Origin of the sequence: Agrobacterium tumefaciens (genome assembly GCF_005221385.1) — a bacterium.
GTDB classification, from domain to species: domain Bacteria; phylum Pseudomonadota; class Alphaproteobacteria; order Rhizobiales; family Rhizobiaceae; genus Agrobacterium; species Agrobacterium tomkonis.
Map to the genome: position 1 here is coordinate 671,776 of NZ_CP039904.1, position 22,476 is coordinate 694,251.

The window sequence follows — 22,476 nt, forward strand, 5'->3', positions numbered from 1 at the left end:
ACGTCAACGTAAGATATGCCTTGCGTGCATGTGATAATGAACATTGCTCCGTTGTATTTGCGAGAAAAATGCTTATCCATGTCGCCAACCTGTTTTTGGAGGTCCGCGCGGTCTATTCACCAAGCGGACAGGAGTTTGAGGAAAGCCGCCGATGAAAATCCTTGTCCCCGTTAAACGAGTCGTCGATTACAACGTGAAAATCCGCGTGAAATCGGATGGTTCGGGTGTCGAGCTTGCCAATGTGAAGATGTCGATGAACCCGTTCGACGAGATCTCGGTGGAAGAGGCGCTTCGTCTGAAGGAAGCCGGCAAGGCCGAAGAGGTTGTGGTCGTGTCGATCGGCCCGGCCAAGGCGGAAGAAACGCTGCGCACCGCGCTTGCCATGGGTGCAGACCGCGCCATCCTGATCGAGACCGACGAAACGGTCGAGCCGCTTGCCGTCGCCAAGCTTCTGAAGGGCGTGGCAGAGGCTGAACAGCCCGGTCTCGTTATCGTCGGCAAGCAGGCGATCGACGACGATTCGAACCAGACCGGCCAGATGCTGGCAGCCCTTCTCGGCTGGGGCCAGGGCACCTTCGCCTCGAAGGTCGAGCCGTCCGACGGCAAGGTCGCGGTAACGCGTGAAGTCGATGGCGGCCTGCAGACGGTGGAGCTGAAGCTTCCCGCCGTTGTCACCACCGATCTGCGTCTGAACGAGCCGCGTTATGCTTCGCTGCCGAACATCATGAAGGCCAAGAAGAAGCCGCTCGACAAAAAGGCGCCGGCCGATTTCGGCGTCGACGTTTCGCCGCGCCTCAAGGTGCTGAAGACCGAGGAGCCGGCAGGCCGCAAGGCCGGCATCAAGGTCGGCTCGGTGGCCGAGCTGGTCGAAAAGCTCAAAGCCGACGGCGTCCTCTAAGGTTTCGGAAAAGGGAGATATTCTTATGGCCATTCTTCTTCTGGCAGAACACGACAACGCAACCCTTTCCGACCTGACGGCAAAGACGCTGACGGCGGCAACGCAGATCGGCGGCGACGTCCACGTGCTGGTCGCCGGCTCCGGCGCGAAGGGCGCTGCGGATGCAGCGACGAAACTATCCGGCGTTTCCAAGGTGCTCCTTGCCGACGACGCCTCCTATGCCAATGCGCTGGCCGAGCCGCTGGCGGCGCTGATCATCTCGCTTGCACCTTCCTATGACGTCATCGTCGCACCTGCCACCGCATCTGCCAAGAACGTGCTGCCGCGCGTGGCGGCGCTTCTCGATGTGGCGCAGGTTTCGGAAATCATCGAAGTGGTTTCGCCTGATACCTTCAAGCGGCCGATCTATGCCGGCAACGCCATCCAGACGGTGCAGGCGACTGACGCCAAAAAGGTCATCACCGTGCGCCCGACCGCTTTTGCGGCGGCGGCTGAAGGCGGTTCTGCAGCGGTTGAAACCATCGGCGCTGCCGAAAACCCGGGCCTCTCCAGCTTCGTTTCCGATGCTCTGGCTTCGTCCGACCGTCCGGAACTGACATCCGCGAAGATCATCATCTCGGGTGGCCGCGCGCTTGGCTCCTCGGAGAAATTCAAGGAAGTCATTCTTCCCGTTGCCGACAAGCTGGGGGCCGCCGTCGGTGCAAGCCGCGCCGCAGTCGATGCCGGTTATGCACCGAACGACTGGCAGGTGGGCCAGACCGGCAAGGTGGTTGCACCGCAGCTTTACATCGCCGCCGGCATTTCGGGCGCCATCCAGCATCTGGCCGGCATGAAGGACTCGAAAGTCATCGTCGCCATTAACAAGGACGAAGAGGCGCCGATCTTCCAGATTGCCGATTACGGCCTCGTCGCCGATCTGTTCGAGGCGCTGCCCGAACTCGAAAAGGCGCTTTGATTTTAACCAGCCAACCAAGGCGGCGCGTTTTTTGAACGCGCCGCCTTCTCTTTTCCGGCGATATGCGTAACATCGCCGACAATGACGCAGACCAGCCACAGGAGAACAGCATATGACCGCCCCCTTTAAGAATATCGGTGTCATCGGAGCCGGTCAGATGGGGTGCGGCATCGCGCATGTTTCCGCCTTGGCGGGTTACAAGGTTCATATCTACGATCTCTCCAAGGATGGCATCGAAGCCGGCCTTGCCACGATCAACGGCAACCTCGCCCGCCAGGTCACCAACGGCAAGCTTTCCGACGACGCCCGCAAGCAGGCGCTGGCCCTTATCAGCGGATCGACCGATATTAACGACCTCGCACCGATGGATATCGTCATCGAGGCCGCGACCGAGAACGAGGAGATCAAGCGCAAGATTTATGCGCAGGTCTGCCCTGCCCTGAAGCCGGAGGCGCTGCTCGCCACGAATACCTCATCGCTTTCGATCACCCGTCTCGCATCTGCAACCGACCGTCCCGAACAGTTCATGGGCATTCACTTCATGAACCCGGTGCCCGTGATGAAGCTCGTTGAACTGGTGCGCGGCATTGCCACCAACGAAAAGACCTTCGACGCGGCCAAGGACTATGTGCGGACGCTGGAAAAGGCGATCACAGTTGCCGAGGATTTCCCGGCCTTCATCGTCAACCGCATCCTGCTGCCGATGATCAACGAGGCGATCTATACGCTTTATGAAGGCGTCGGTTCGGTGGAAGCCATCGACACCGCCATGAAGCTCGGCGCCAACCACCCGATGGGACCATTGCAGCTTGCCGACTTCATCGGTCTCGACACCTGTTTGTCGATCATGCAGGTGCTGCATGACGGCCTGGCCGACAGCAAATACCGCCCCTGCCCGCTGCTGGTGAAATATGTCGAGGCCGGCTGGCTCGGCCGCAAATCCGGCCGTGGTTTTTACGACTATCGCGGCGAGACGCCGGTTCCGACACGCTGAGGCGCAAGGATCAGCTGCGGGAGGAAGAACCGAACCCTCCCGCACGACCGGAAAAATTATCTAGCCTTCACCGCCGATACCAGCGCCTTGGCATCCTCACTGTCCCACGCCGCCGGGCCATTCATCGCCGCGAGCAGGCAGCCGTTTTCGTCAAGCAGCATGGTTGCCGGCAGGCCGAAGGCGAGGCCTTCCTTTTTTAGCGTGTTGAAGACACCCATGGAACTGTCGCGATAAAGCTTCAGCGCATCAATCTTGTATTCGTCCATGAAGGCTTTCGGCTTCTCGTCCGCGCCGATGTCGATATTGACGGTGACCACCTCGAAATCATTGCCGCCCTTTTCTTTCTCAAGCGCATTCAATGCCGGCATTTCCTCCCGGCATGGCACACACCATGTGGCCCAGAGGTTGAGCAGAACCGCCTTGCCCTTGAGATCGGTAAGCGTCATATCCTGCGCGTCCGGCCCCTTGAAAGACAACGGGACGACACGTGGTCTATCCGCGGCCGACATGGCAGCCACCTGCCCCTTCAGAAACGGTTTCAGCGAGGCAATGCGGTTTGCGGCACCCTCACATAAACCGGCGTCAGCGACCGCTGCCCCTTGAACAGGGCTCTCAGACCCAATATGCCTGAACCAGACCGCGCCCGCGCCGCACAAGACACCGGCAACGGCAGCAATTGCAACCAATCTGGCGGAAGGAAGCCTGAACGGCCTTTTTTCTGTCATCGAATACTCCAGGGCACTGCGAACATGGCTGACGGCACAGATCAGAAATCCTCCAACCAGATGTGGGGCGGACGTTTCGCTTCCGGGCCATCAGCCATCATGGAAGAGATAAATGCCTCCATCGGCTTCGACAAGAAGCTTTATGCCCAGGACATCCGCGGCTCTATGGCGCACGCCACCATGCTGGCATCTAAAGGCATTATTTCGCCGGAAGATAAAGACAAGATCATCGAGGGCCTGAACACGATCCTGTCAGAAATCGAAGCCGGCACCTTTGAATTCTCGCGCAAGCTCGAAGATATTCACATGAACATCGAGGCGCGTCTTGCGACCCTCATCGGCACGGCAGCCGGCCGCCTGCACACGGCCCGTTCGCGCAACGACCAGGTGGCGCTCGATTTCCGCCTCTGGGTCAAGGAAGAATTGCAGAAGACTGAAGCGCTGCTGACCGCGCTTATCGCCGCCTTCCTCGACCGCGCCGAAGAAAATGCCGATACGGTGATGCCGGGCTTCACCCATCTGCAGACGGCCCAGCCCGTCACTTTCGGTCACCATTGCATGGCCTATGTGGAAATGTTCGGCCGTGACCGCGCCCGCGTGCGCCACGCCATCGAGCATATGGATGAAAGCCCGATTGGTGCGGCCGCACTCGCCGGCACCGGCTATCCCATCGACCGTCATATGACGGCAAAGGCGCTCGGTTTCCGCGAACCTACCCGCAATTCCATAGACACAGTCTCCGACCGCGATTTCGCGCTGGAATTCCTGTCGATCGCCTCGATCTGCGCCACGCATCTGTCGCGTCTCGCCGAGGAGATCGTCATCTGGTCGACACCGCAATTCGGCTTCATCCGCCTGTCGGACGCCTTCTCGACCGGCTCCTCGATCATGCCGCAGAAGAAGAACCCTGACGCCGCCGAACTGGTGCGCGCCAAGACCGGCCGCATCAACGGCTCGCTGATCGCACTTCTGACAGTCATGAAGGGCCTGCCGCTCGCCTATTCCAAGGACATGCAGGAAGACAAGGAACAGGTTTTCGATGCCGCCGAGAGCCTGGAACTGGCAATTGTCGCCATGACCGGCATGATCCGCGACCTCGAAGTGCGCAAGGACCGCATGCGCGCCGCCGCCGGCTCGGGTTATTCCACCGCCACCGATCTTGCCGACTGGCTGGTGCGCGAGGCAGGCCTTCCTTTCCGCGATGCACACCATGTGACCGGCAATGCCGTGGCGCTGGCCGAAAAGAAAGGCTGCGATCTGGCCGACCTTTCGCTCGAAGAGCTTCAGGCCATCCACCCCGGTATTACCAAGGGTGTTTTCGACGTTCTGTCCGTCGAGGCTTCGGTCGCCAGCCGCACGAGCTTCGGCGGCACGGCCCCTTCGGAAGTGAAGAAGCAGATCGCCTGGTGGCGCGGACGCAACTGATAAAATCGCGTTACGCTGCGATCACAAGAAACAGGGTGCACAAGCGCCCTGTTTTTCGTTATCAGAGAGGCACATATTTCCTTTGGACAGGCTCATGCTTTCAAAAACCGCGCGCAAACTCATCGTTCCCATCGGCATGACACTCGCTGTCAGCCTTGTTCTCAGCGCCTGCGGGCGTAAGGGCGACATCGATCCGCCGAGCACGCCGGTCGAAATGCGCAACAAGCGCAATGCCGACGGAACGGAGACGAAGCCGGCAACGGCGGAACGCCCGTTCATCCTCGACAAGCTTCTCTGACGGGTAAAAAGCCGTGAACCATTTTGGCTATATCGACGGCGTGCTGCACGCCGAAAACGTGCCCGTGCCCGAGATCGCCAAGGCGGTCGGCACACCCTTCTATGTCTATTCGACTGCAACGCTGGAGCGCCACTACAAGGTGTTCTCAGGTGCGTTTGCCGATGTGGACGCCATGGTCTGTTACGCCATGAAGGCCAATTCCAACCAGGCGGTGCTGAAGACGCTCGCAAAGTTCGGCGCTGGCATCGACGTCGTATCCGGCGGCGAATTGCGCCGCGCGCTTGGCGCTGGCGTGCCGGCAAGCCGCATCATGTTCTCCGGCGTCGGCAAGACGGTGGCGGAAATGGATTACGCGCTTGAAGCGGGTATCTACTGTTTCAACATCGAATCCGAGCCGGAACTGGAAGTCCTCAACCTGCGCGCGGTCAAGGTGGGCAAGCGGGCGCATGTCTCCTTCCGCATCAATCCGGATGTGGATGCGCGCACCCACGCGAAGATTTCCACCGGCAAGAAGGAAAACAAGTTCGGCATTTCCTATGAACGGGCGCGGGCGGTCTATGCCCATGCCGCCACTTTGCCCGGCATCGAAGTCACCGGCATCGACATGCATATCGGCAGCCAGATCACCGAATTGCAGCCCTTCGAGGATGCCTTCCGCTTGCTGCGCGAACTCGTGGAAGTGCTGCGCGAGGATGGTCATGTGATCAGCCACGTCGATATTGGCGGTGGCCTTGGCATTCCCTATCGCGAGGATAACAATCCGCCGCCACTGCCGGATGCCTATGCGCATATCGTCAAAAACGAGCTGAAAAGCCTCAACTGCAAGATCGTCACCGAACCCGGACGCCTGATCGTCGGCAATGCCGGCATTCTGGTGACGGAAGTCATCTATGTAAAGGACGGCGGTGACAAGACCTTCGTAATCGTCGATGGCGCGATGAACGACCTCATCCGCCCCACGCTTTACGAGGCCTATCACGGCATCCGCCCGGTGGTGCAGCCGGCCGAAGACACGCCGCGCATCAAGGCCGATATCGTCGGCCCGGTCTGCGAGACCGGCGATTATCTGGCGCTGGACCGGGAGATGGCCGCACCGCAGCCGGGCGACCTGATCGCCGTCAGTTCCGCTGGCGCCTATGGCGCGGTGCAGGCCGGCACCTATAACTCGCGCCTGCTGGTGCCGGAGGTGCTGGTGAAGGGTGACAAGTTCCACGTCATCCGTCCGCGTGGCACCTATGAAGAGCTGATCGCCCTCGATTCCGTACCGGCTTGGCTCGACTGACCGTCTATCATACGGCTGGTCGATCACAATTGAGCGAAGCTGCCTAAAAAATGGGGGTGAGGGCTTAGGTGCCCTCGTCTTCGCCACAAAGAATGTTATCCTTGCTCCAGTGATATGAACAGCTCGCCGTTCCGGGAATGGCGTTCGACGTGGCCAGAACCGGGAGAACGGATTGATGACCACAGCCGGAGAGGACAGGACAGGCAGAAAGCGCCCGACTGGCGCATTCGCGCAGCGGTCGGATCTTGCTCGACGGGTTGCCGCCAAGCGGTTCTTCGCGAAAATCGTGCTGTTTTCCGAAAAAATGGCCCCGAAGACGCTGTGGCCGCTATCCATCGCCGCCGTGTTTCTGGCGCTCGCCTGGTTCGGCCTGTACCGGCACATGCCGGATTTTCTGCGCCTCGGCATTGTTTTCGTCCTTGTTTTCGGTTTCATCACCACACTCCTGCCGATCGTGCGGTTGAAGTGGCCAACCGACAATGACGCCTCCCGTCTGCTGGAAGAACGTAATGGCATGGCGCACCAGCCGGTGGGCGTGCAGGAAGACGAACCGGCCTTTGATACCCCCTTTTCACGCACCTTGTGGAAAGAACACCAGATCCGCATGGCGGAGCGCATTGCCGCGCTCAATGCCGGCCTGCCGAAACCCGATATCGCCCGTTATGACCGCCTGGCGCTGCGCGCCGTTCCGGCATTGCTTCTGGTCACTGCTTTCGGTTTTTCCTATTCCAATGGTGCCGGCACGGTTGCAGATGCATTCCGCAGCCGGCCGGCCGTGGGTCCGCTCAATCCCGATATCCGTCTCGATGCCTGGGTCACACCGCCCGCCTATACCGGCCGCGCACCGATTTTCCTGACCGGACGTGATGCGAGCGGCCGCGACGCGGTTTCCGTGCCGCAATCCTCCAAGCTGACGATCCGCATGACCGGCGGCGATGGCGGTGAGGAAGTGACCTTCGAGCCGGAAATGGCAGGCGCGTTGCAAAAGCTTGCGCCGGAAGCTGCACGTGCCGATAGTGCAAGCGGCGACGTCGCGGTTCAGACGCCGGCACGCTCGACGGATCAGCCTGTTGCTCCACGCACTTTCGCTATGGATGTCACCGAAAGCGGCATGATCAGTGCCAATGGCGAACAATGGGTGTTCAACGTCATTCCAGACCAGCCGCCCAGCATTGCCTTCGACAACATGCCGCGCCGCGCCGTCAACGGTGCGCTGGAAATCGGCTTCACCGCCAAGGACGATTATGGGCTGAAAGAAGCCCATGCCATCATCGAGCCGCTCGGCGTTGCAGAGGGGGCGACCGCGCTTTATCCGGCGCCGGAATTCAAGCTCGATCTGCCGCGGCAGAATAATCGCGAGATCAAGGGCCTGACCAGCCGCAACCTGACCGAACATCCTATGGCGGGAAAACGCGTGCGCATCACGCTGGTGGCCACCGATGGCGCCGGCCAGACCGGCCGCAGCCCCGCGCATGAAATGGTGCTGCCGGGCCGCAATTTCTCCGAACCACTGGCAGCTTCCATTGCCGAACAGCGACAGATATTCTCGCTCGACACGCGCCAGATGCCGAAGGCGATCGCCTATAACGAGGCGGTGGGCCTGCGGCCGGAAGAGACCATTCCCAACACGACGCACTATCTGCTGCTGCAATCGGCGCAGACCCGCATGCGGCTCGCCTATAATCAGGAAATGCTGAAGGACACAGCCGACTATCTCTGGGAAATCGCGCTCGGCATCGAGGATGGCGATCTTTCGCAGGCGGAAAAACGCCTGCGCGATGCACAGAACGCGCTGTCCGAAGCGTTACAGCGCAATGCCTCGGATGAGGAAGTTGCCAAGCTGATGCAAGAGCTGCGCGAGGCGATGCAGCAATTCATGAGCGAGCTTGCGCAACGCATGCAGAACGCGCCGCAAGCCAACATGAACCAACAGGCGCAGAACGTGTTGCGCCAGCGCGATCTGGAAAACATGATGAACCAGATCGAGAACCTTGCCCGTTCCGGCAATCGCGACGCGGCGCAGGAAATGCTTTCGCAGCTGCAACGCATGATGAACAATCTGCAGGCTGGCCGCCCGCAACGTCAGGGCCAGCAGGGGCAGCAGCAGAGCAGCAAGATGCGCCAGCAGATCGACAAGCTGGGCGAAATTCTGCAGCAACAGCAGAAGCTGATGGATGAGACCTTCAAGCTCGATCAGGCGCTTCGCGACCGCATGCAGCGCGGCGACCCGCAGCAGGGCGGCGAAAGCGAAGACCAGCAGATGGGCGAAAACGGTGAGCAGCCACAGCAGGATCAGCAAGGCCAACAGGGGCAGCAGGGTCAACAGGGTCAAAATGGTCAGCCGGGCGGACAACAGCCAAGCGACCAGATGACCGCTGAACAGTTACGCGAGGCGCTGAAGAACCTGCGGGCGCAGCAGGATGCGCTCGGCAAGCAGCTCGGCGAATTGCAGCAGGGCCTTCGTGATCTCGGAATGGAACCGGGCGAAAACTTCGGCAAGGCGCAGCAGGAAATGCAGGGCGCCGGCGAGGCGCTGGGCAAGGGCCAGGGTGAGCAGGCCGTCGAAGGCCAGGGCAATGCGCTGAACGCGCTGCGCCAGGGCGCGCAGGACATGATGGGCCAGATCATGCAGGCCATGCGCCAGCAGGGTCAGCAGCCGGGGCAAGGGCAGGAAGGCATGGCCGGTCAGGGCGGACAGAACGGCCGCGACCCGCTCGGCCGCCCGCGCAGCACCACCGGCCCGGATTTCGGCGATCAGGTGAAGGTGCCGGACGAGATCGACGTGCAGCGCGCCCGCGAAATTCTTGAGGCCATCCGCGAAAAACTCGGCAACAATCCGCCCGGCGAAATCGAACGGCGGTATCTGGAGCGATTGCTGGATATACGGTGAGGATCGGAAGCCATTCACGGCGATCCCGCCGCCTGTCACTAAGCCAGCACCGTGTCAAATGTTGCTCGGAACGTCGCCAAATGCTCTACGTCATCCTCGGCCTTGTGCCGAGGATCTGCCAAGCTTCCATGCAACCGCTACGTTACAGATGCTCGGGACAAGCCCGAGCATGACGCCAGAGAGAGCTGGCCACTCGGCAACAAAAAAGGCGGCCCGACAGGCCGCCCTTTAAATCTCTGCAATCTCGCCGCTCAGGCCGCCAGCGCCCGCGCCACCGCCTTGCGAATATCCGGAAGCGCAAAGGGTTTGGAAACCACGTCCACAATCTTCGTCGCCAGATCATCAGCCCGTTCGCGCTGTTCGGCATAACCGGTCATCAGCAAGATACGCATGGCCGGGAAGCGTTCGGCGGCGCGGTGCGCCAGCTCGATGCCATCCATGACCGGCATGCGAATATCCGAAAGAAGAAGATCGAAACTGGTCTCCTGAAGCTTCTCCAGCCCCTGCTCGCCGTCAGCCGCCTCATGGGTCTCGTGACCGTCGAGACGCAGCGCGCGGGCGACGAAAGCCCGCAATGCATCCTCGTCTTCGGTAATCAGAATTTTCGCCATTAATCATTGCTCCTGGGCATCATTTCCAGCCATGAGCAACATCGCAGGCTCCTCTTTTCAAGAGGTAAACACCCAGGCTTTCGCTGGGTGAATGGTTAATGAGGCGTCTCCGCCCTGTGCCGTTCCGGCACGGCAAACATGCTCAGGCGTCGCCTGTCACCACGCCGACGAAAGGCAGTTCGCGGAAGGCATAAGCGACATCCATGCCGTAACCCACGACGAAATAGTCTGGACATTCGAAACCGACATAATCGGCCTCCAGATCTTCCTTGCGCTTGACCTTCTTGTCGAGCAGCACGGCAATGGTGACGTTACGCGCGCCGCGCTCGTAAAGCAGTTCCTTGGCGAAACGCAGCGTGCGGCCGGATTCGAGAATATCGTCGATCAGGAGCACATCGCGGTCCTTCACGTCGCTGTCGATATCCTTGACGATCCTCACCCCCTGCGAAACCGTGCCGGCGCCATAGCTCGATAGCGTGATGAATTCGACTTCGGGAGCAAGACCACTATCATGCAGCGCGCGGATAAGATCGGCTGCGAAAATAAACGATCCCTTGAGCACGGCAATGACCAGCAAATCCTTGGTCGGGCCACCGGCAATGTGCTTGGCCATATCGCGATTGCGCTCGGCGATCTGCTCGGCGGTGTAAAGCGGCTCGATGTTTTTTCCACGGACGACGGGCATTCTTTCTCCTGTGCTGCGCCTTGCCGATTTTACCTTTCAGTAAAAATACGAAGATCACGCGTTAGCACAGTCAACGTTCGGACGCACCCGCCTCAACGAAGGAAAGCTTGATGTCAGGCGTTTTTCCACCGGGATGGCGCAACTTTGCCGAAAATCCGTGGCTGAAACCGGGCTGCATCTCTCGCACCGGCGGTTCAATGACCATGCTGGCCACCAACTGCCCCTTGGCCGCAAAGAGATCGGCGCGAAGGGCCGGCACCTCTTCCAGGTTGCCGCCATTATTCTCCACGATGCCACTGATGAGCAGGATATCCATGCCGCCTGCCTCCTGCGGCGTAACGGTCACATGGGAAATGGCGAGCGGGTTTGCCGTGGCGGCGGTCTGCTTTTCCGGCACAACCACCGAGAGGCCGCCGGAGCAGACGAAAACGAAAATGGCGAGCCCCGCAACCAGCGCTGAATAGGCATCCGCCGACAGGCGCGACAATCTGCGATCCAGCCAGCCGATGAAGGCAAGGCCAAGCGTACCGATAGTGACGGGCGATTTTGCCCTCTGCCGGCGTGCCGCGCCGCGATTGTCGTTTCCGGGCTGACGCGAACGGTTTTCCTTGATGGTGACAAATTCCGCGTCTACCACGTCGTGGATCGGATTTGCCGCCCGCGCCGCGCGGCGCACCGGCGTTTCCGGCATCAGGAGGTCGAAATCGAATGCCGCTTGCCGGCGAGATGAACGGAACATAGCCATAGAATTCCCCGGTCAGGTTTTCCGGCCCGCAAAACTGGGCATTGCAACGAATCCTGCCAAGTTTTAAATTTAATTGGTTAATGCTTCGCAAAAACGGCTCGCGCAGGCCACCGGAACCGGTTTACACCGCGACATCCGGCCCCAAGCGCCAGCGGTTTGCGAACCACCACGAAACGAAGAGACTGGAAGTCCGTTGATCCATTTCGAAAATGTCGGGTTGCGTTACGGCATGGGGCCCGAGATCCTGAGGGACATGACCTTCGATATTCCCAAGGGTTCGTTCCAGTTTCTGACCGGCCCTTCGGGTGCGGGCAAGACCTCGCTGCTGCGCATGCTTTTGATGTCGCTGCAGCCCACCCGCGGTAATATCCGCATGTTCAACCGCGATGTATCGCGCATTCCGCGCAGCGAGTTGCCGATGTTGCGCCGCCGTGTCGGCATCGTCTTTCAGGATTTCCGGCTGCTGGATCATCTGACGACCTATGAGAATGTCGCCCTGCCGCTGCGGGTGCGCGGCAAGGAGGAAAGCGCTTACCGCAACGATGTGATCGAGCTGCTGAAGTGGGTTGGGCTTGGCGAGCGCATCAATGTGCTGCCGGCCATCTTGTCCGGCGGGGAAAAGCAGCGCGCCGCCATTGCCCGCGCGCTGATGGACCAGCCGGAAATCCTGCTGGCCGACGAGCCGACCGGCAACGTTGATCCGCCGATGGCCAAGCGTCTTCTCAATCTCTTCCTCGAACTCAACCGGCTGGGCACGGCTGTCGTCATCGCCACCCACGATTTCGCGCTGATGGACCAGATCGACGCGCGCCGGATGATCCTGACCGAAGGGCGGCTCGACATCTATGAATGAGATCACCCGCAAACAGCTGACCCCGGAACCGGCCCAGCCGAAGCGCCCGCCCATGCGCATCCGCCCGATGGCGCCCATCCTGCCGCCGTCGAACATTCAGGGCAATGCGCTGATGGTGGTGATCGCCATCATGGCCTTTCTCGCCTGCCTGACGCTCGGCGCCGTCTCCATGGTGCGCGCCACCGCCGCCACCTGGCAGAGCCAGATTTCCCGCGAGATCACCATCCAGATCAAGCCCGAGGACGGGCTGGACATGAATGCGGCGCTCAACAAGGCGCGCAATCTGGCGCTCACCTTCGTCGGCACGCGAGACGGCACGATCCTTGACGATGCGGCGACATCGCGCCTACTGGAGCCATGGCTCGGCAGCGGTCTTGACCTTTCCGAACTGCCGATACCGCGCCTCGTCGTCATCACCATCGATGAAAACAATCCGCCCGATTTTCAGGCGATGCGGGACATGCTGAAGGCCGAGCTTCCGCAGGCGTTTCTGGATGACCACCGCACCTGGGTGGACAGGTTGGTCTCCATGGCCAGAACCACGGTCATGATCGGCCTCGGCGTTCTGATCCTCGTTTTCACCGCCATGGTGCTGACCGTGGTGTTTGCAACGCGCGGGGCGCTTTCCGGCAACCGGCATATCGTTGAGGTTCTGCATTTCGTCGGCGCGGAAAGCAGCTTTGTGGCACGGGAATTCCAGAAACACTTCCTGAAGATCAGCCTTAAAGGGGCGGCCGCAGGCGGCGCGCTCGCCGCAGCGGTTTTCCTTGCCGCCGGTTTCTGGCAATCGAGCACGGTCGCCACGCCGCAGAGCGATCAGGCAAGCGCGCTTTTCGGTTCCTTTTCCGTTGGTCTCGGCGGCTATATCGGCATCGCCACAACGATGATCGTCATAGCACTTCTCACGACCATTACGGCACGCGTGACCGTCATCCGCACCATCGACGATATCGACCGCGTCCGCTCCGATCCGTCGAAAAGTGACGGCCTCACATCATGACTTTACTCCCAGAATCCCGTGGCAAACTGAAACCGTCACAGGCCGGATGTAACCTGCGGACGGTGGACAAAAATGCCTGTTCCTTGCCTTAATCGGCGAGTATTCAGGAGGAATGTTTGTGAGTCGGATGGACCAGGATCAGACGACCACGCGACCGGCCAGAAGGGGCCTGTTGTCGCGGCGTGGTCCGTTGCGCCGTTTTATTCGCGGCTTTATCCTTCTTTGCGTTGTTCTTCTCGGCGTTTTTTTAGGCGGCTTCCTGTGGTTCGCTGACTCCGTCGCTTCCATGCGCCCGCCGGAGGGCACGAAGGGCGATGCCATCATCGTTCTGACCGGCGGCTATCAACGCATCGAACAGGCGGTCGGCCTGCTGCGTGATGGCGTGGGCAAACGTTTGCTGATTTCCGGCGTCAACCCGGCCACCACCCGCTCGCAGATCCGCAAGATGACGCAGGGCTCATCCGACATGTTTTCCTGCTGCGTGGATATGGGTTACAAAGCCATAGACACGATCGGCAACGCCAATGAAGCGGCAAGCTGGATACGCGATCACAACTATTCCTCGATTGTCGTCGTCACCAACAATTATCATATGCACCGCAGCCTGCATGAATTGCGCAGCGCCAGCCCGCAGACGCAATTCATTGCCTATCCCGTCATCAGCGCTGATCTTGCCCGCACGAACTGGTTCGTCGAGCCGGATGTGGTCAGAACCATGCTCTACGAATATTTAAAGTTCGTGGCCGCGGCAGGACGCGATCTGACCGGCTTCGGCAAGGGTGACGGCCTGCGCAAGGCCGCCGCTGACCATTCCACGCCGAAGGTCGCGGCCGCTTCTCCATGAGCGGCAAGAAACGCGCTTGCTGCGGGGCCTTGTTTTCGTGTAGGCGTCTGGCATCGGCATCCGGCATCGAGGCGCATCAACGCTTCGGAACGGCTGCGCCCCGGGAAGGCTGTTGATGCTCAAGCTGCGCTCTTTTCTTTTCAATACGCTGTTTTATCTCAACCTGATTGTCCGCATGATCGTGCTGACACCGATCTATTTCATTCTGCCGCGCAAGATCGCCTTCGAAATCCCCAAGAACTGGGCGCGGTCCAACCATTGGCTGATGAAAACCATCGTCGGCACCACCTTCGAGATCGAGGGGCTGGAGAACATCCCGGAAACCGGCTGCATCTTCGCGCCCAAACATCAATCCTTCTGGGATACTTACGCACTGCTGCCCAATCTGCCGGACCCCGTCTACATTCTGAAACGGGAATTGATGTGGATTCCGCTATTCGGCTGGTATGTGATGAAACAGCGGATGATCCCGGTCAACCGCGCCGCGCGCGGCAAGGTCATGCTGAAGGTGATGGAGCGGGCGAAAGAGGAAATGGCGGCGGGTCGCGAACTCATCATCTATCCCGAAGGCACACGCCGCCCGCCCGGCGCCGAGCCGGAGTACCGTTACGGTATCGCCCGGCTTTACCGTGATCTGCAGGTGCCGGTCATTCCCGTCGCCATGCATCCCGGCCTCTTCTGGCCACGCCGTTCGACAATGCGTTATCCCGGCCATTTCAAGGTGCGTATCCTGCCGGCCATCGAGCCGGGGCTGGATCCCGATGTGTTTTTCAAGCGATTGATCGACGTCACGGAAAAGGCGAGCGACGAGTTGCTGCTGGAAACCGCGCGCAACAATCCGCACTTGCCGTTGCCGCCAACCGCCATCAAGCGGATCGCCGAACTTCAAGGCACGGGCACGCCCTCCGCCGACTGAACCACGAGCGTGCCGACATTGGCGGCAATGCTTTCCAGCAGAGAGTCGCGAATGCCCATATCCTGTAGATGCTGCACGGTATTGAAAACGTAATCCGTGTTCGGGCCGGACCGACCCGAGGCAGTCGCGACGATGCTGGCCGCCTCGGCCACAGCAAGACCGCCGATATATTGCTCATGCGCGGGGTCGGCCACATAGGTTACGGCGCTGCCGCGCCTGCCGTCGGCAAATGCAATGGCAACCACCCGTTCCTTGTAGACATTCGTCACCAGTTCGCGCTCGCGCAGATAAGCCATGACGGAATCCTGATCCTTGCCCTGCACGCGAAATGCAACACCGAGGCAGGAGCCGCCGCGCTCCAGACCCAGCACAAGACCGGGCTTTTCCTCCGTGCCACGATAAACGCTGGAACTGATGCAAAGGGAGCGGCGATAGCCATGCAGCCGCGCCTGCTGCCTTTCCTCAAAGGCAAAGCCGGGGTTCCACATCAACGAACCGTAGCCAAAGACCCAAAAATCGTCCATATCCCAAGCCAAATCAAAATTCCCTGAAGTCTGTTCATCGGAGATCAATATGGCAGCGTCAAGCCAATCCGGCACCGCCAAAAAATTCCTCTGGCTTGCCATCGCCGTCGCGGTGGTCATCGGACTTTATACGGCCGGGTGGTTTTATGCCGCCGACAGGCTAAAGCAGACGGTGCTGAACGTCATTGCTCCCTCACAGGCGAGGAATCTCAGCGCCGAATGCGGCGATATCGCCTTCCGGGGTTATCCTTTCCGCATCGGCCTCTTCTGCTCAAAGGTGACAGTGGACGACAGCGGGAACGGCGTTTCCGCGTCTTTCGGCGAGCTTCGCTCGGCGGCACAGGTCTATAATCCCGGCCACATCGTCTGGGAACTCGATTCGCCCGCAGAAATCCGCTCCGCCCATGGCCTGACCGTTTCAGCCTCCTGGCAGAACATGCAGTCGAGCGTCGTCACCAAGCTGAAGGGCATCGACCGCAGCTCGCTTGTCATCGACGGGCTGAAGGCGCAGGCGGTTTCCTCCGTCACCGGCCAGACGATCGACTTCGATGCCGTCAAGACGGAGATGCACCTGCGCCAGAACGGGACCGATCTTGACGGCGCAATCACGCTGACCGACTCGGCCACCGTCATCAAGGACTGGCCGCAAGTTCTTCCCCGCCTCGACGCCATCGTCGATGTGACGCTCGCGGGTAAGGCGGGCATGGTGGACGGCAGCGACACGTCAGGCCTTTACGGCACAAGCGGCGAGCTTCGCCGGCTGGTGGCCGATATTGGCGACGGCCGCACCATGCGCATCAGCGGCCCCTTCTCGTTTGACAATGAGGGCTATCTCTCCGGCCAGTTCAAGCTGGAGATCGAAAAGCTCGGCGCTTGGTCGGACAATGCCAAACAGGCTTTTCCACAGCTGCAATCCACCATCGATACGGCCCGCAAGCTGCTCGGCGCTCTCGCCGGCGGCGGAGACAGGGCATCCGTCGATCTCGTGGTGGACCGCGGCCGCGCCACTGTCAGCGGCTTCATTCCGCTGGGCAAGATTCCGCCGATTTAACAGAGAGTTTTTGTAAAAAACACCTCAGCGGCATCCTGAATTTTTGGGAGGTTCAGGATGCCAGCTTCTTTGTATCCATTGCGACGATGCCACGTCTGCGGTTCCTGCTCGTCCTGCTGGCTGGAGGTCATCACCAGTGAGGCACCCTGCTCACGCATCAGGGTTTCCCAAAAAACTGTAAGCGTTGCACCGACGCCATGCCCGCGAAACTCGGGAATGACGCGGATCATGTCCATGTAAGGAATCTTGCCCCAGAACATCGAGAACCGCAGAAAACCGACTAGAATCGTATCTTCTTTCGCGACGAGATATTCGCGGTGTCCGACGCAACGCCGCAACCAATCCTCACCGATCCATTTGTCTTCGCGCAGCAGCCATTCGATATCGTCATCCGTAGCCGCCGATATCAATATCATGCCAGCGCCCTACTTCTTCTGATCCAGCGCATGACGGCCGAAGTCCGGCGCGTCGACGTCCTGACCAGCCTGCACGATAGAACGGCGGATGGCGCGGGTGCGGGAAAACAGCTCAAACAGCTTGTCGCCCTCGCCCCAGCGGATCGCCCTTTGCAGCGACGCAAGGTCTTCGGAAAACCGTGCCAGCATTTCAAGGATGGCATCCTTGTTGTGCAGGCAGACGTCACGCCACATGGTCGGATCGGAAGCGGCGAGACGGGTGAAATCGCGGAAACCGGAGGCGGAATATTTGATGACTTCCGATTCGGTCACCGTCTCCAGATCATCCGCCGTGCCGACGATATTGTAGGCGATGATATGCGGCAGATGCGAGACGATCGCCAAAACCTTGTCGTGATGCTCGGCATCCATTTCATCGACGCGGGAACCGAGCGCCCGCCAGAAATCCTTCAGCTTTTCCAGCGCCTTGGCATCCGTGCCCGGCAGCGGCGTGAAGATGCACCAGCGCTCACGGAAGAGACCGGCGAAACCAGCATCCGGGCCGGATTTTTCCGTACCCGCCAGCGGGTGTCCGGGAATGAAATGCACATTGTCGGGCATATGCGGGGCCATCTGGGCGATGACCGAAGCCTTGGTGGAGCCGACATCGGTCACGATGGCGCCCGGCTTCAGATGCGGCGCGATCTGCTGCGCCACACTTTCCGAAGCACCGACCGGCACCGAGACGATGACGAGATCGGCATCCTTCACCGCCTCTGCCGCCGAGACGGTATAATCCGTGCCAAGCGCCACCTCCTCCGCCCGTTTCAGCGTGTCTTCGCTGCGGGTGGAAATTGTCACATGGCGGGCAAGACCCAGTTCCCTGATATCGCGTGCAATCGACGAGCCAATCAGGCCGATGCCGATCAGCGCGATGCGTTCAAACATGATCTCGCCCATCACGCCTGCCCCATGAACTCGGTGAGAGCAGCGATGACGCCGAGATTGGCCTCTTCCGAGCCGACCGTCATTCTCAGCGCATTCGGGAAGCCGTAACCACGCACCGCACGCAGAATATAACCGCGGCGGCTCAGGAACTCATCCGCATCCGCCGCACGCTTGCCGTCCTGATCCGGAAAATGGATGAGAATGAAGTTGGTGACCGAAGGCGTGACGGTGAGACCGAGACCGGTGAAGGTAGTGACCAGCTTTTCCATCCACAGGGCATTATGCGCCACGGCCTTTTCAACGAAGGCCTGATCGCGGATTGCAGCGGCACCGGCAGCGATGGCCGGCGCGCTCATGTTGAACGGGCCGCGCACACGGTTCAGCGCATCGATGACGGCGGCCGGACCATACATCCAGCCGACACGCAGCGCGGCCAGACCGTAAACCTTGGAGAAGGTGCGGGTCATCACCACGTTTCGGTTGCCGGAAACCAGCTCCAGCCCGGCTTCGTAATCATTTTTGCGCACATATTCGGCGTAAGCCGCATCCAGCACCAGCACGACATGTTTCGGCAGGCCGGACTGAAGACGGCGGATTTCCGCAACCGGAACATAGGTGCCGGTAGGGTTGCCCGGATTGGCGACGAAAACCATCTTGGTCTTCGGCGTCACGGCGGCGAGGATCGCATCCACATCCACCGCGCAATCCTTTTCCTTCACCGTCACCGGGGTCGCGCCCGCACCCATGATCTGGATCTTGTAGACGAGGAAACCATGCTCGGTGATGATCGCCTCATCGCCTGCACCCAGATAGACGTGGCACAGCAGGCCGAGCAGCTCGTCCGAACCGTTGCCGCACATGATATTCGCGATGTTGAGGCCATGCACATCGGCAATCGCCTGACGCAGCGCGATCGCCTGACCGTCCGGATAGATTTCCAGATGGCTGGCGGCGGTGCCGAAAGCCTCGATCGCCTTCGGGCTCGGCCCAAGCGGCGTTTCATTGGAGGAGAGCTTATAAACCTTCGCAACGCCGTCCACATGTTCCTTGCCGGGAACATAAGCGGCGATATCCAGAATACCCGGACGCGGAACAGGTTGGTTAAGCTCTGCACTCATTTGATCGACCTTTGGAAAAACGCCGGAGAACCCGGCAAAAGCAATGCCGGAGGCATTAGACCGGAATGGCCGTTTTGTCGAGGGTCAGCGCGGCTTTACTTGGCTTGTTGCAGTGCGGGTGGTGGGCACCCCCTGCGGGGCCAGAACCGGCACGAAAACCCGGCGCGAGGCGCGCTGGGTGACGGGCAGTCCTTGGTAGAGACGTTTCTGGGCTTCCACCACGATGACGCCGGAAAAAAGCGGCCACAGCCGGCGGCCGGTATGTTCGAGATAACGGCGGAACTTCAGCACCGGCCGGCTGGTGGTGGGCGGGAAGAACAGCGCCTCGGCGGTGGCTCCCGGCGTGAAATTGGTTTCGCGCAAAAGCGCCGTCAACTGCCCGCGCGAATAGGGTCGACCAGAACCGAAAGGCGTATGTTCCATGCGTGCCCAGACGCCGCGTCGGTTCGGCACGACAATCACCAGACGGCCGCCCGGCGCCAGCACCCGCCAGAGTTCTTTCAGCGTTTCGCGCGGGTTTTCGGCAAATTCCAGCGCATGCACCATCAGAACCCGGTCTATCGACGAATCGGGAAGCGGCAGTTCCTCGTCGAACACCAGCGCCGTTGAAGACAACTCGCCAGCCGGCCAGTTCACCGCCCCCTGCCCCGCCGGCATGAAGGCGAAAGTGCGCTCCGTATCATGGCGGAACCGCTCCAGAAACGGCACGGCATAACCAAGGCCGACCAGCCGCTCCTCCGGCAAGGGCGGCCACAGCGTCGATAGCGCCATGGTGATCGCCTGCTCGGCCGAGCGGCCAAGCGGAGAATGATAGAATTCGCGCAGATCGACGATATCGGTATTCATGGGCGAGAATGTAGCATCAGGCGGTTGGACTTCAAGGCGTCTGCCCCTACATTGGAAGTCAGTTGGGAAAGTCAGGCGGGCGAATGCGCCGGTTTTGGCCGGCAAACGGAGAGGATACGATGAAACCTTTGGAAATAGACGTCTTTCTTTGCCGCAGCGACAATTTCGGAGTGCTCCTGCATGATCCCGAAAGCGGGGCGACGGCCACCATCGACGCACCGGAAGAAGGGCCTATCCTGCGCGCGCTCGACGGCCACGGCTGGAAACTGACCCATATCTTCACCACCCACCACCATCAGGACCACGTGGAAGCCAATCTGGCGCTGAAGGACAAGTTCCGCTGCGAGGTATACGGCCCCTATGACGAGGCGATTGCGATCCCCGGCCTCGATCGCTCGCAGGCCGATGGTGACGAGTTCGAATTTGCCGGACGCCGCGTTCAGGTCATCGCCACACCCGGCCACACGGCGGGTCATATCTGTTATTATCTGCCGGATGACGGCCTGTTGTTTGCCGCCGATACGCTGTTTGCCATGGGTTGCGGTCGCCTGTTCGAACGCCCGGCGACGGACATGTGGCACTCCTTCCAGAAGCTGATGGCCCTGCCGGATGAGACGCGGGTCTATTTCGGCCACGAATATACGCTTTCGAATGCCCGTTTTGCACTGACCGTCGACCCTGATAATGCCGTGTTGAGCGAGCGCGCGGCGCGTGTCGAGACGGCGCGGAAGGCCAATGAGTTCACCATTCCCACCACCATCGGGCTCGAAAAGCAGACAAATCCCTATATGCGCGTGGCGGATGCCGGCATTCGCAGACATCTCGGTCTTGAAGGGGCCGCCGATGCCGACGTCTTTGCGGAAATCCGCACGCGCAAGGACAATTTCTGATGAGCGCCGATCTGTCTGCGGAAGCGATCATTCGCGAATTGGGGCTGGAACCGCATCCGGAGGGTGGTTTTTACCACCAGACTTTTCGCGACAAGGCAGGCGGCGAGCGTGGCCATTCGACGGCGATTTATTATCTGCTGGAAAAGGGCGTGCGCTCACACTGGCATCGGGTCACCGACGCGGTTGAGGTCTGGCACTATTATGCCGGCGCGCCGATCGCGCTGCATCTTTCGCAAGACGGGCGGGAGGTACAGACCTTCACGCTCGGTCCCGCCATTCTCGAAGGCGAGCGTCCGCAGGTGATCGTGCCGGCTAATTGCTGGCAATCGGCGGAAAGCCTCGGCGATTTCACCCTTGTCGGCTGCACGGTCTCACCGGGATTCGCCTTCTCAAGCTTCATTATGGCCGAGCCCGGCTGGTCGCCTGGGGATGCGCTATAACCCGTAACGCCGGCCTATAGAGTGAGCGGTTGCCGCTTGCTTCTTCTCCCCGCCGGGGAGAAGTTCGCGGCAGCGGGATGAGGGCGCGCCGCCAGAGATATTCGGAGAGCGCACCCCTCATCCGACCCTTCGGGCCACCTTCTCCCCGGCGGGGAGAAGAAATATGCCGCAACGTCTGCTTTTCTTACGCCACCGCCAGCTTTGGTCAGCCGCCGTATTTCGTGGCCGTAATATAGACCTGACCCACCCGCGTCGGAATGATCGCATAAACCGGCGCATAGACATCCATATTGTTTGACTTGGCGAACCAGATCTCCATCGAGATGGATTTCAGATATTCTATATCCTTGCGCCCCTGCCGGTAGCCCGACTTCGGCACATAACGCGCCTTGCAGACGATGGCGTCACCGTTAAAGCCGTTGGTCTTGAACGGCTTGGTGCCACTGGAGCTCAAAACGAGGTCGAGTCGCGATTCGCCGTCATAGATCGGCAGGCGCGTTGGGCAGATGCGGCCGCCTGAGGGAATGATGAGACCGGAAATCGGATCGAGAACCGAGCGCAGGTCGCGGTCCTTCACATCCACCCAATTGTCCGGCCGGGCTTTCGGCTCAGGCTTCACCGTTGTCGATGTGACATTGCCGTTGCGGTAGACGACGTCATAGGTGCGTACCCGCTTGCCATCCTTATAGACCAGCGAATATTCGTTCGCCTGCAGCCGGTGGCCACGCTTGGCCCCGGAAACCGTTGTCTTGCCGGAAATGTCCTTGAGGATGCTGGCAAGGCCAGCGGCGCTGAAGGAACCGGAGATCGAATAATTCGGTCCGTCCATGCGAGTCGAAAAACTTGCCCGCGCAATCGGCAAAATGCCAAGATTGATGCTGTATTCGCTTGTGTGGCGTGCTTCGGCGGCGAGCGAGGGGGAGACGCCCGCAAACGCCATCGTCACGGCCATAAAAATGCTTTTTCCTCTGGCAATCATTTCGATATCACCTTAAAAGAGGCGCGGAAGCGGCCTTATCGGGCGATGATATACGCTGACTTGTGGCAATAAAAAAGCGGATGCCGGTTGAAAACGCCGGAATTTCCTTTCATTTGATCGCGAGCGGCTTGACTGTTAAGTCTCGTCTGACTATAGAACCGCAA

General features: G+C 60.2%; 24 protein-coding genes. 14 read left to right on the plus strand and 10 right to left on the minus strand.

All coding sequences use genetic code 11. The features are described from left to right. Positions 1 to 151 precede the first annotated feature (151 nt). The 3 genes from CFBP6623_RS18270 to CFBP6623_RS18280 all read left to right on the plus strand — a co-directional run bounded on the left by CFBP6623_RS18270 (position 152) and on the right by CFBP6623_RS18280 (position 2,847). Positions 152 to 898, plus strand: a complete 747-nt coding sequence (locus CFBP6623_RS18270) for an electron transfer flavoprotein subunit beta/FixA family protein (protein ID WP_035222604.1) — start codon at positions 152 to 154, stop codon at positions 896 to 898. Positions 899 to 923: 25 nt separating this feature from the next. After that, on the plus strand, positions 924 to 1,853 hold the full coding sequence (locus CFBP6623_RS18275; RefSeq protein ID WP_046799822.1) for an electron transfer flavoprotein subunit alpha/FixB family protein: 930 nt from the start codon (positions 924 to 926) through the stop codon (positions 1,851 to 1,853). 112 nt (positions 1,854 to 1,965) lie between these two features. Then, positions 1,966 to 2,847: a 3-hydroxybutyryl-CoA dehydrogenase gene (locus CFBP6623_RS18280; protein WP_046799823.1), complete on the plus strand. Its 882-nt coding sequence runs from the start codon at positions 1,966 to 1,968 to the stop codon at positions 2,845 to 2,847. A gap of 56 nt (positions 2,848 to 2,903) precedes the next feature. Here CFBP6623_RS18280 and tlpA read toward each other — a convergent pair whose 3' ends face one another. Beyond that, positions 2,904 to 3,572 (minus strand): thiol:disulfide interchange protein TlpA, encoded by a 669-nt coding sequence (tlpA, locus tag CFBP6623_RS18285; RefSeq protein ID WP_046799824.1) that lies wholly within the window; start codon positions 3,570 to 3,572, stop codon positions 2,904 to 2,906. A gap of 24 nt (positions 3,573 to 3,596) precedes the next feature. On the opposite strand from tlpA, the gene argH reads away from it, so the two are divergent. From argH to CFBP6623_RS18305, 4 genes are all read left to right on the plus strand, one after another. Continuing rightward, positions 3,597 to 4,997 carry an argininosuccinate lyase gene (argH, locus tag CFBP6623_RS18290; RefSeq protein WP_046799825.1) on the plus strand — a complete coding sequence of 467 codons (1,401 nt, stop codon included), beginning with the start codon at positions 3,597 to 3,599 and terminating at the stop codon, positions 4,995 to 4,997. A 94-nt stretch (positions 4,998 to 5,091) separates the two neighbouring features. After that, complete coding sequence (gene lptM / locus CFBP6623_RS18295; RefSeq protein WP_003497438.1) at positions 5,092 to 5,295, plus strand: LPS translocon maturation chaperone LptM; 204 nt, start codon at positions 5,092 to 5,094, stop codon at positions 5,293 to 5,295. A 13-nt stretch (positions 5,296 to 5,308) separates the two neighbouring features. Next, complete coding sequence (lysA, locus tag CFBP6623_RS18300) at positions 5,309 to 6,577, plus strand: diaminopimelate decarboxylase (protein ID WP_080842832.1); 1,269 nt, start codon at positions 5,309 to 5,311, stop codon at positions 6,575 to 6,577. Positions 6,578 to 6,752: 175 nt separating this feature from the next. Continuing rightward, positions 6,753 to 9,467 carry a TIGR02302 family protein gene (locus CFBP6623_RS18305; RefSeq protein WP_046799827.1) on the plus strand — a complete coding sequence of 905 codons (2,715 nt, stop codon included), beginning with the start codon at positions 6,753 to 6,755 and terminating at the stop codon, positions 9,465 to 9,467. 251 nt (positions 9,468 to 9,718) lie between these two features. Here the strand turns inward: CFBP6623_RS18305 and CFBP6623_RS18310 are convergent, their stop codons facing one another. The 3 genes from CFBP6623_RS18310 to CFBP6623_RS18320 all read right to left on the minus strand — a co-directional run bounded on the left by CFBP6623_RS18310 (position 9,719) and on the right by CFBP6623_RS18320 (position 11,502). Beyond that, the gene (locus tag CFBP6623_RS18310; RefSeq protein WP_046799828.1) at positions 9,719 to 10,078 is read right to left on the minus strand and encodes a response regulator; all 360 of its coding nucleotides are present in this window, start codon (positions 10,076 to 10,078) and stop codon (positions 9,719 to 9,721) included. Positions 10,079 to 10,220: 142 nt separating this feature from the next. Next, the gene (gene hpt / locus CFBP6623_RS18315; protein ID WP_003497442.1) at positions 10,221 to 10,763 is read right to left on the minus strand and encodes a hypoxanthine phosphoribosyltransferase; all 543 of its coding nucleotides are present in this window, start codon (positions 10,761 to 10,763) and stop codon (positions 10,221 to 10,223) included. Positions 10,764 to 10,833: 70 nt separating this feature from the next. Further along, positions 10,834 to 11,502 carry a hypothetical protein gene (locus CFBP6623_RS18320; RefSeq protein ID WP_046799829.1) on the minus strand — a complete coding sequence of 223 codons (669 nt, stop codon included), beginning with the start codon at positions 11,500 to 11,502 and terminating at the stop codon, positions 10,834 to 10,836. 199 nt (positions 11,503 to 11,701) lie between these two features. On the opposite strand from CFBP6623_RS18320, the gene ftsE reads away from it, so the two are divergent. From ftsE to CFBP6623_RS18340, 4 genes are all read left to right on the plus strand, one after another. Further along, positions 11,702 to 12,361 carry a cell division ATP-binding protein FtsE gene (ftsE, locus tag CFBP6623_RS18325; RefSeq protein ID WP_046799830.1) on the plus strand — a complete coding sequence of 220 codons (660 nt, stop codon included), beginning with the start codon at positions 11,702 to 11,704 and terminating at the stop codon, positions 12,359 to 12,361. Further along, a complete protein-coding gene (locus CFBP6623_RS18330) occupies positions 12,354 to 13,361 on the plus strand; it encodes a cell division protein FtsX (protein WP_046799831.1) in 1,008 nt (335 codons plus the stop codon). Before ftsE ends, CFBP6623_RS18330 begins: the two co-directional genes overlap by 8 nt. A 127-nt stretch (positions 13,362 to 13,488) precedes the next feature. After that, positions 13,489 to 14,205 (plus strand): YdcF family protein, encoded by a 717-nt coding sequence (locus tag CFBP6623_RS18335; protein WP_046799832.1) that lies wholly within the window; start codon positions 13,489 to 13,491, stop codon positions 14,203 to 14,205. A 115-nt stretch (positions 14,206 to 14,320) separates the two neighbouring features. Next, a complete protein-coding gene (locus CFBP6623_RS18340) occupies positions 14,321 to 15,121 on the plus strand; it encodes a lysophospholipid acyltransferase family protein (protein ID WP_046799833.1) in 801 nt (266 codons plus the stop codon). Here the strand turns inward: CFBP6623_RS18340 and CFBP6623_RS18345 are convergent. Continuing rightward, positions 15,091 to 15,645 (minus strand): gamma-glutamylcyclotransferase, encoded by a 555-nt coding sequence (locus tag CFBP6623_RS18345; RefSeq protein ID WP_046799834.1) that lies wholly within the window; start codon positions 15,643 to 15,645, stop codon positions 15,091 to 15,093. The genes CFBP6623_RS18340 and CFBP6623_RS18345 overlap by 31 nt on opposite strands. Positions 15,646 to 15,694: 49 nt before the next feature. Between CFBP6623_RS18345 and CFBP6623_RS18350 the strand changes: the two genes are divergently transcribed. Beyond that, entirely contained in the window at positions 15,695 to 16,696 is a 1,002-nt protein-coding gene (locus tag CFBP6623_RS18350; protein WP_046799835.1) for a DUF2125 domain-containing protein, read from the plus strand. On the opposite strand, the gene CFBP6623_RS18355 is transcribed toward CFBP6623_RS18350, so the two are convergent. The 4 genes from CFBP6623_RS18355 to CFBP6623_RS18370 form a co-directional block, all read right to left on the minus strand. After that, positions 16,693 to 17,112, minus strand: coding sequence for a GNAT family N-acetyltransferase (locus CFBP6623_RS18355; RefSeq protein WP_046799836.1), 420 nt, complete (start codon positions 17,110 to 17,112; stop codon positions 16,693 to 16,695). The two genes, CFBP6623_RS18350 and CFBP6623_RS18355, sit on opposite strands and share 4 nt — an antisense overlap. 9 nt (positions 17,113 to 17,121) lie before the next feature. Then, a complete protein-coding gene (locus CFBP6623_RS18360; protein ID WP_080842834.1) occupies positions 17,122 to 18,051 on the minus strand; it encodes a prephenate/arogenate dehydrogenase family protein in 930 nt (309 codons plus the stop codon). Next, entirely contained in the window at positions 18,051 to 19,157 is a 1,107-nt protein-coding gene (hisC, locus tag CFBP6623_RS18365) for a histidinol-phosphate transaminase (protein ID WP_046799838.1), read from the minus strand. The genes CFBP6623_RS18360 and hisC overlap by 1 nt, the downstream gene beginning before the upstream one ends. A gap of 84 nt (positions 19,158 to 19,241) precedes the next feature. Further along, positions 19,242 to 20,003 (minus strand): class I SAM-dependent methyltransferase, encoded by a 762-nt coding sequence (locus CFBP6623_RS18370; RefSeq protein ID WP_046799839.1) that lies wholly within the window; start codon positions 20,001 to 20,003, stop codon positions 19,242 to 19,244. Positions 20,004 to 20,122: 119 nt separating this feature from the next. Between CFBP6623_RS18370 and gloB the strand changes: the two genes are divergently transcribed. Together gloB and CFBP6623_RS18380 are read left to right on the plus strand one after the other, a co-directional pair. After that, a complete protein-coding gene (gloB, locus tag CFBP6623_RS18375) occupies positions 20,123 to 20,893 on the plus strand; it encodes a hydroxyacylglutathione hydrolase (protein WP_046800024.1) in 771 nt (256 codons plus the stop codon). Then, on the plus strand, positions 20,893 to 21,333 hold the full coding sequence (locus CFBP6623_RS18380) for a cupin domain-containing protein (protein WP_046799840.1): 441 nt from the start codon (positions 20,893 to 20,895) through the stop codon (positions 21,331 to 21,333). The genes gloB and CFBP6623_RS18380 overlap by 1 nt, the downstream gene beginning before the upstream one ends. 205 nt (positions 21,334 to 21,538) lie before the next feature. Here the strand turns inward: CFBP6623_RS18380 and CFBP6623_RS18385 are convergent, their stop codons facing one another. Next, positions 21,539 to 22,312 carry a DUF3108 domain-containing protein gene (locus CFBP6623_RS18385; RefSeq protein ID WP_046799841.1) on the minus strand — a complete coding sequence of 258 codons (774 nt, stop codon included), beginning with the start codon at positions 22,310 to 22,312 and terminating at the stop codon, positions 21,539 to 21,541. Between the last annotated feature and the right edge of the window lie 164 nt (positions 22,313 to 22,476).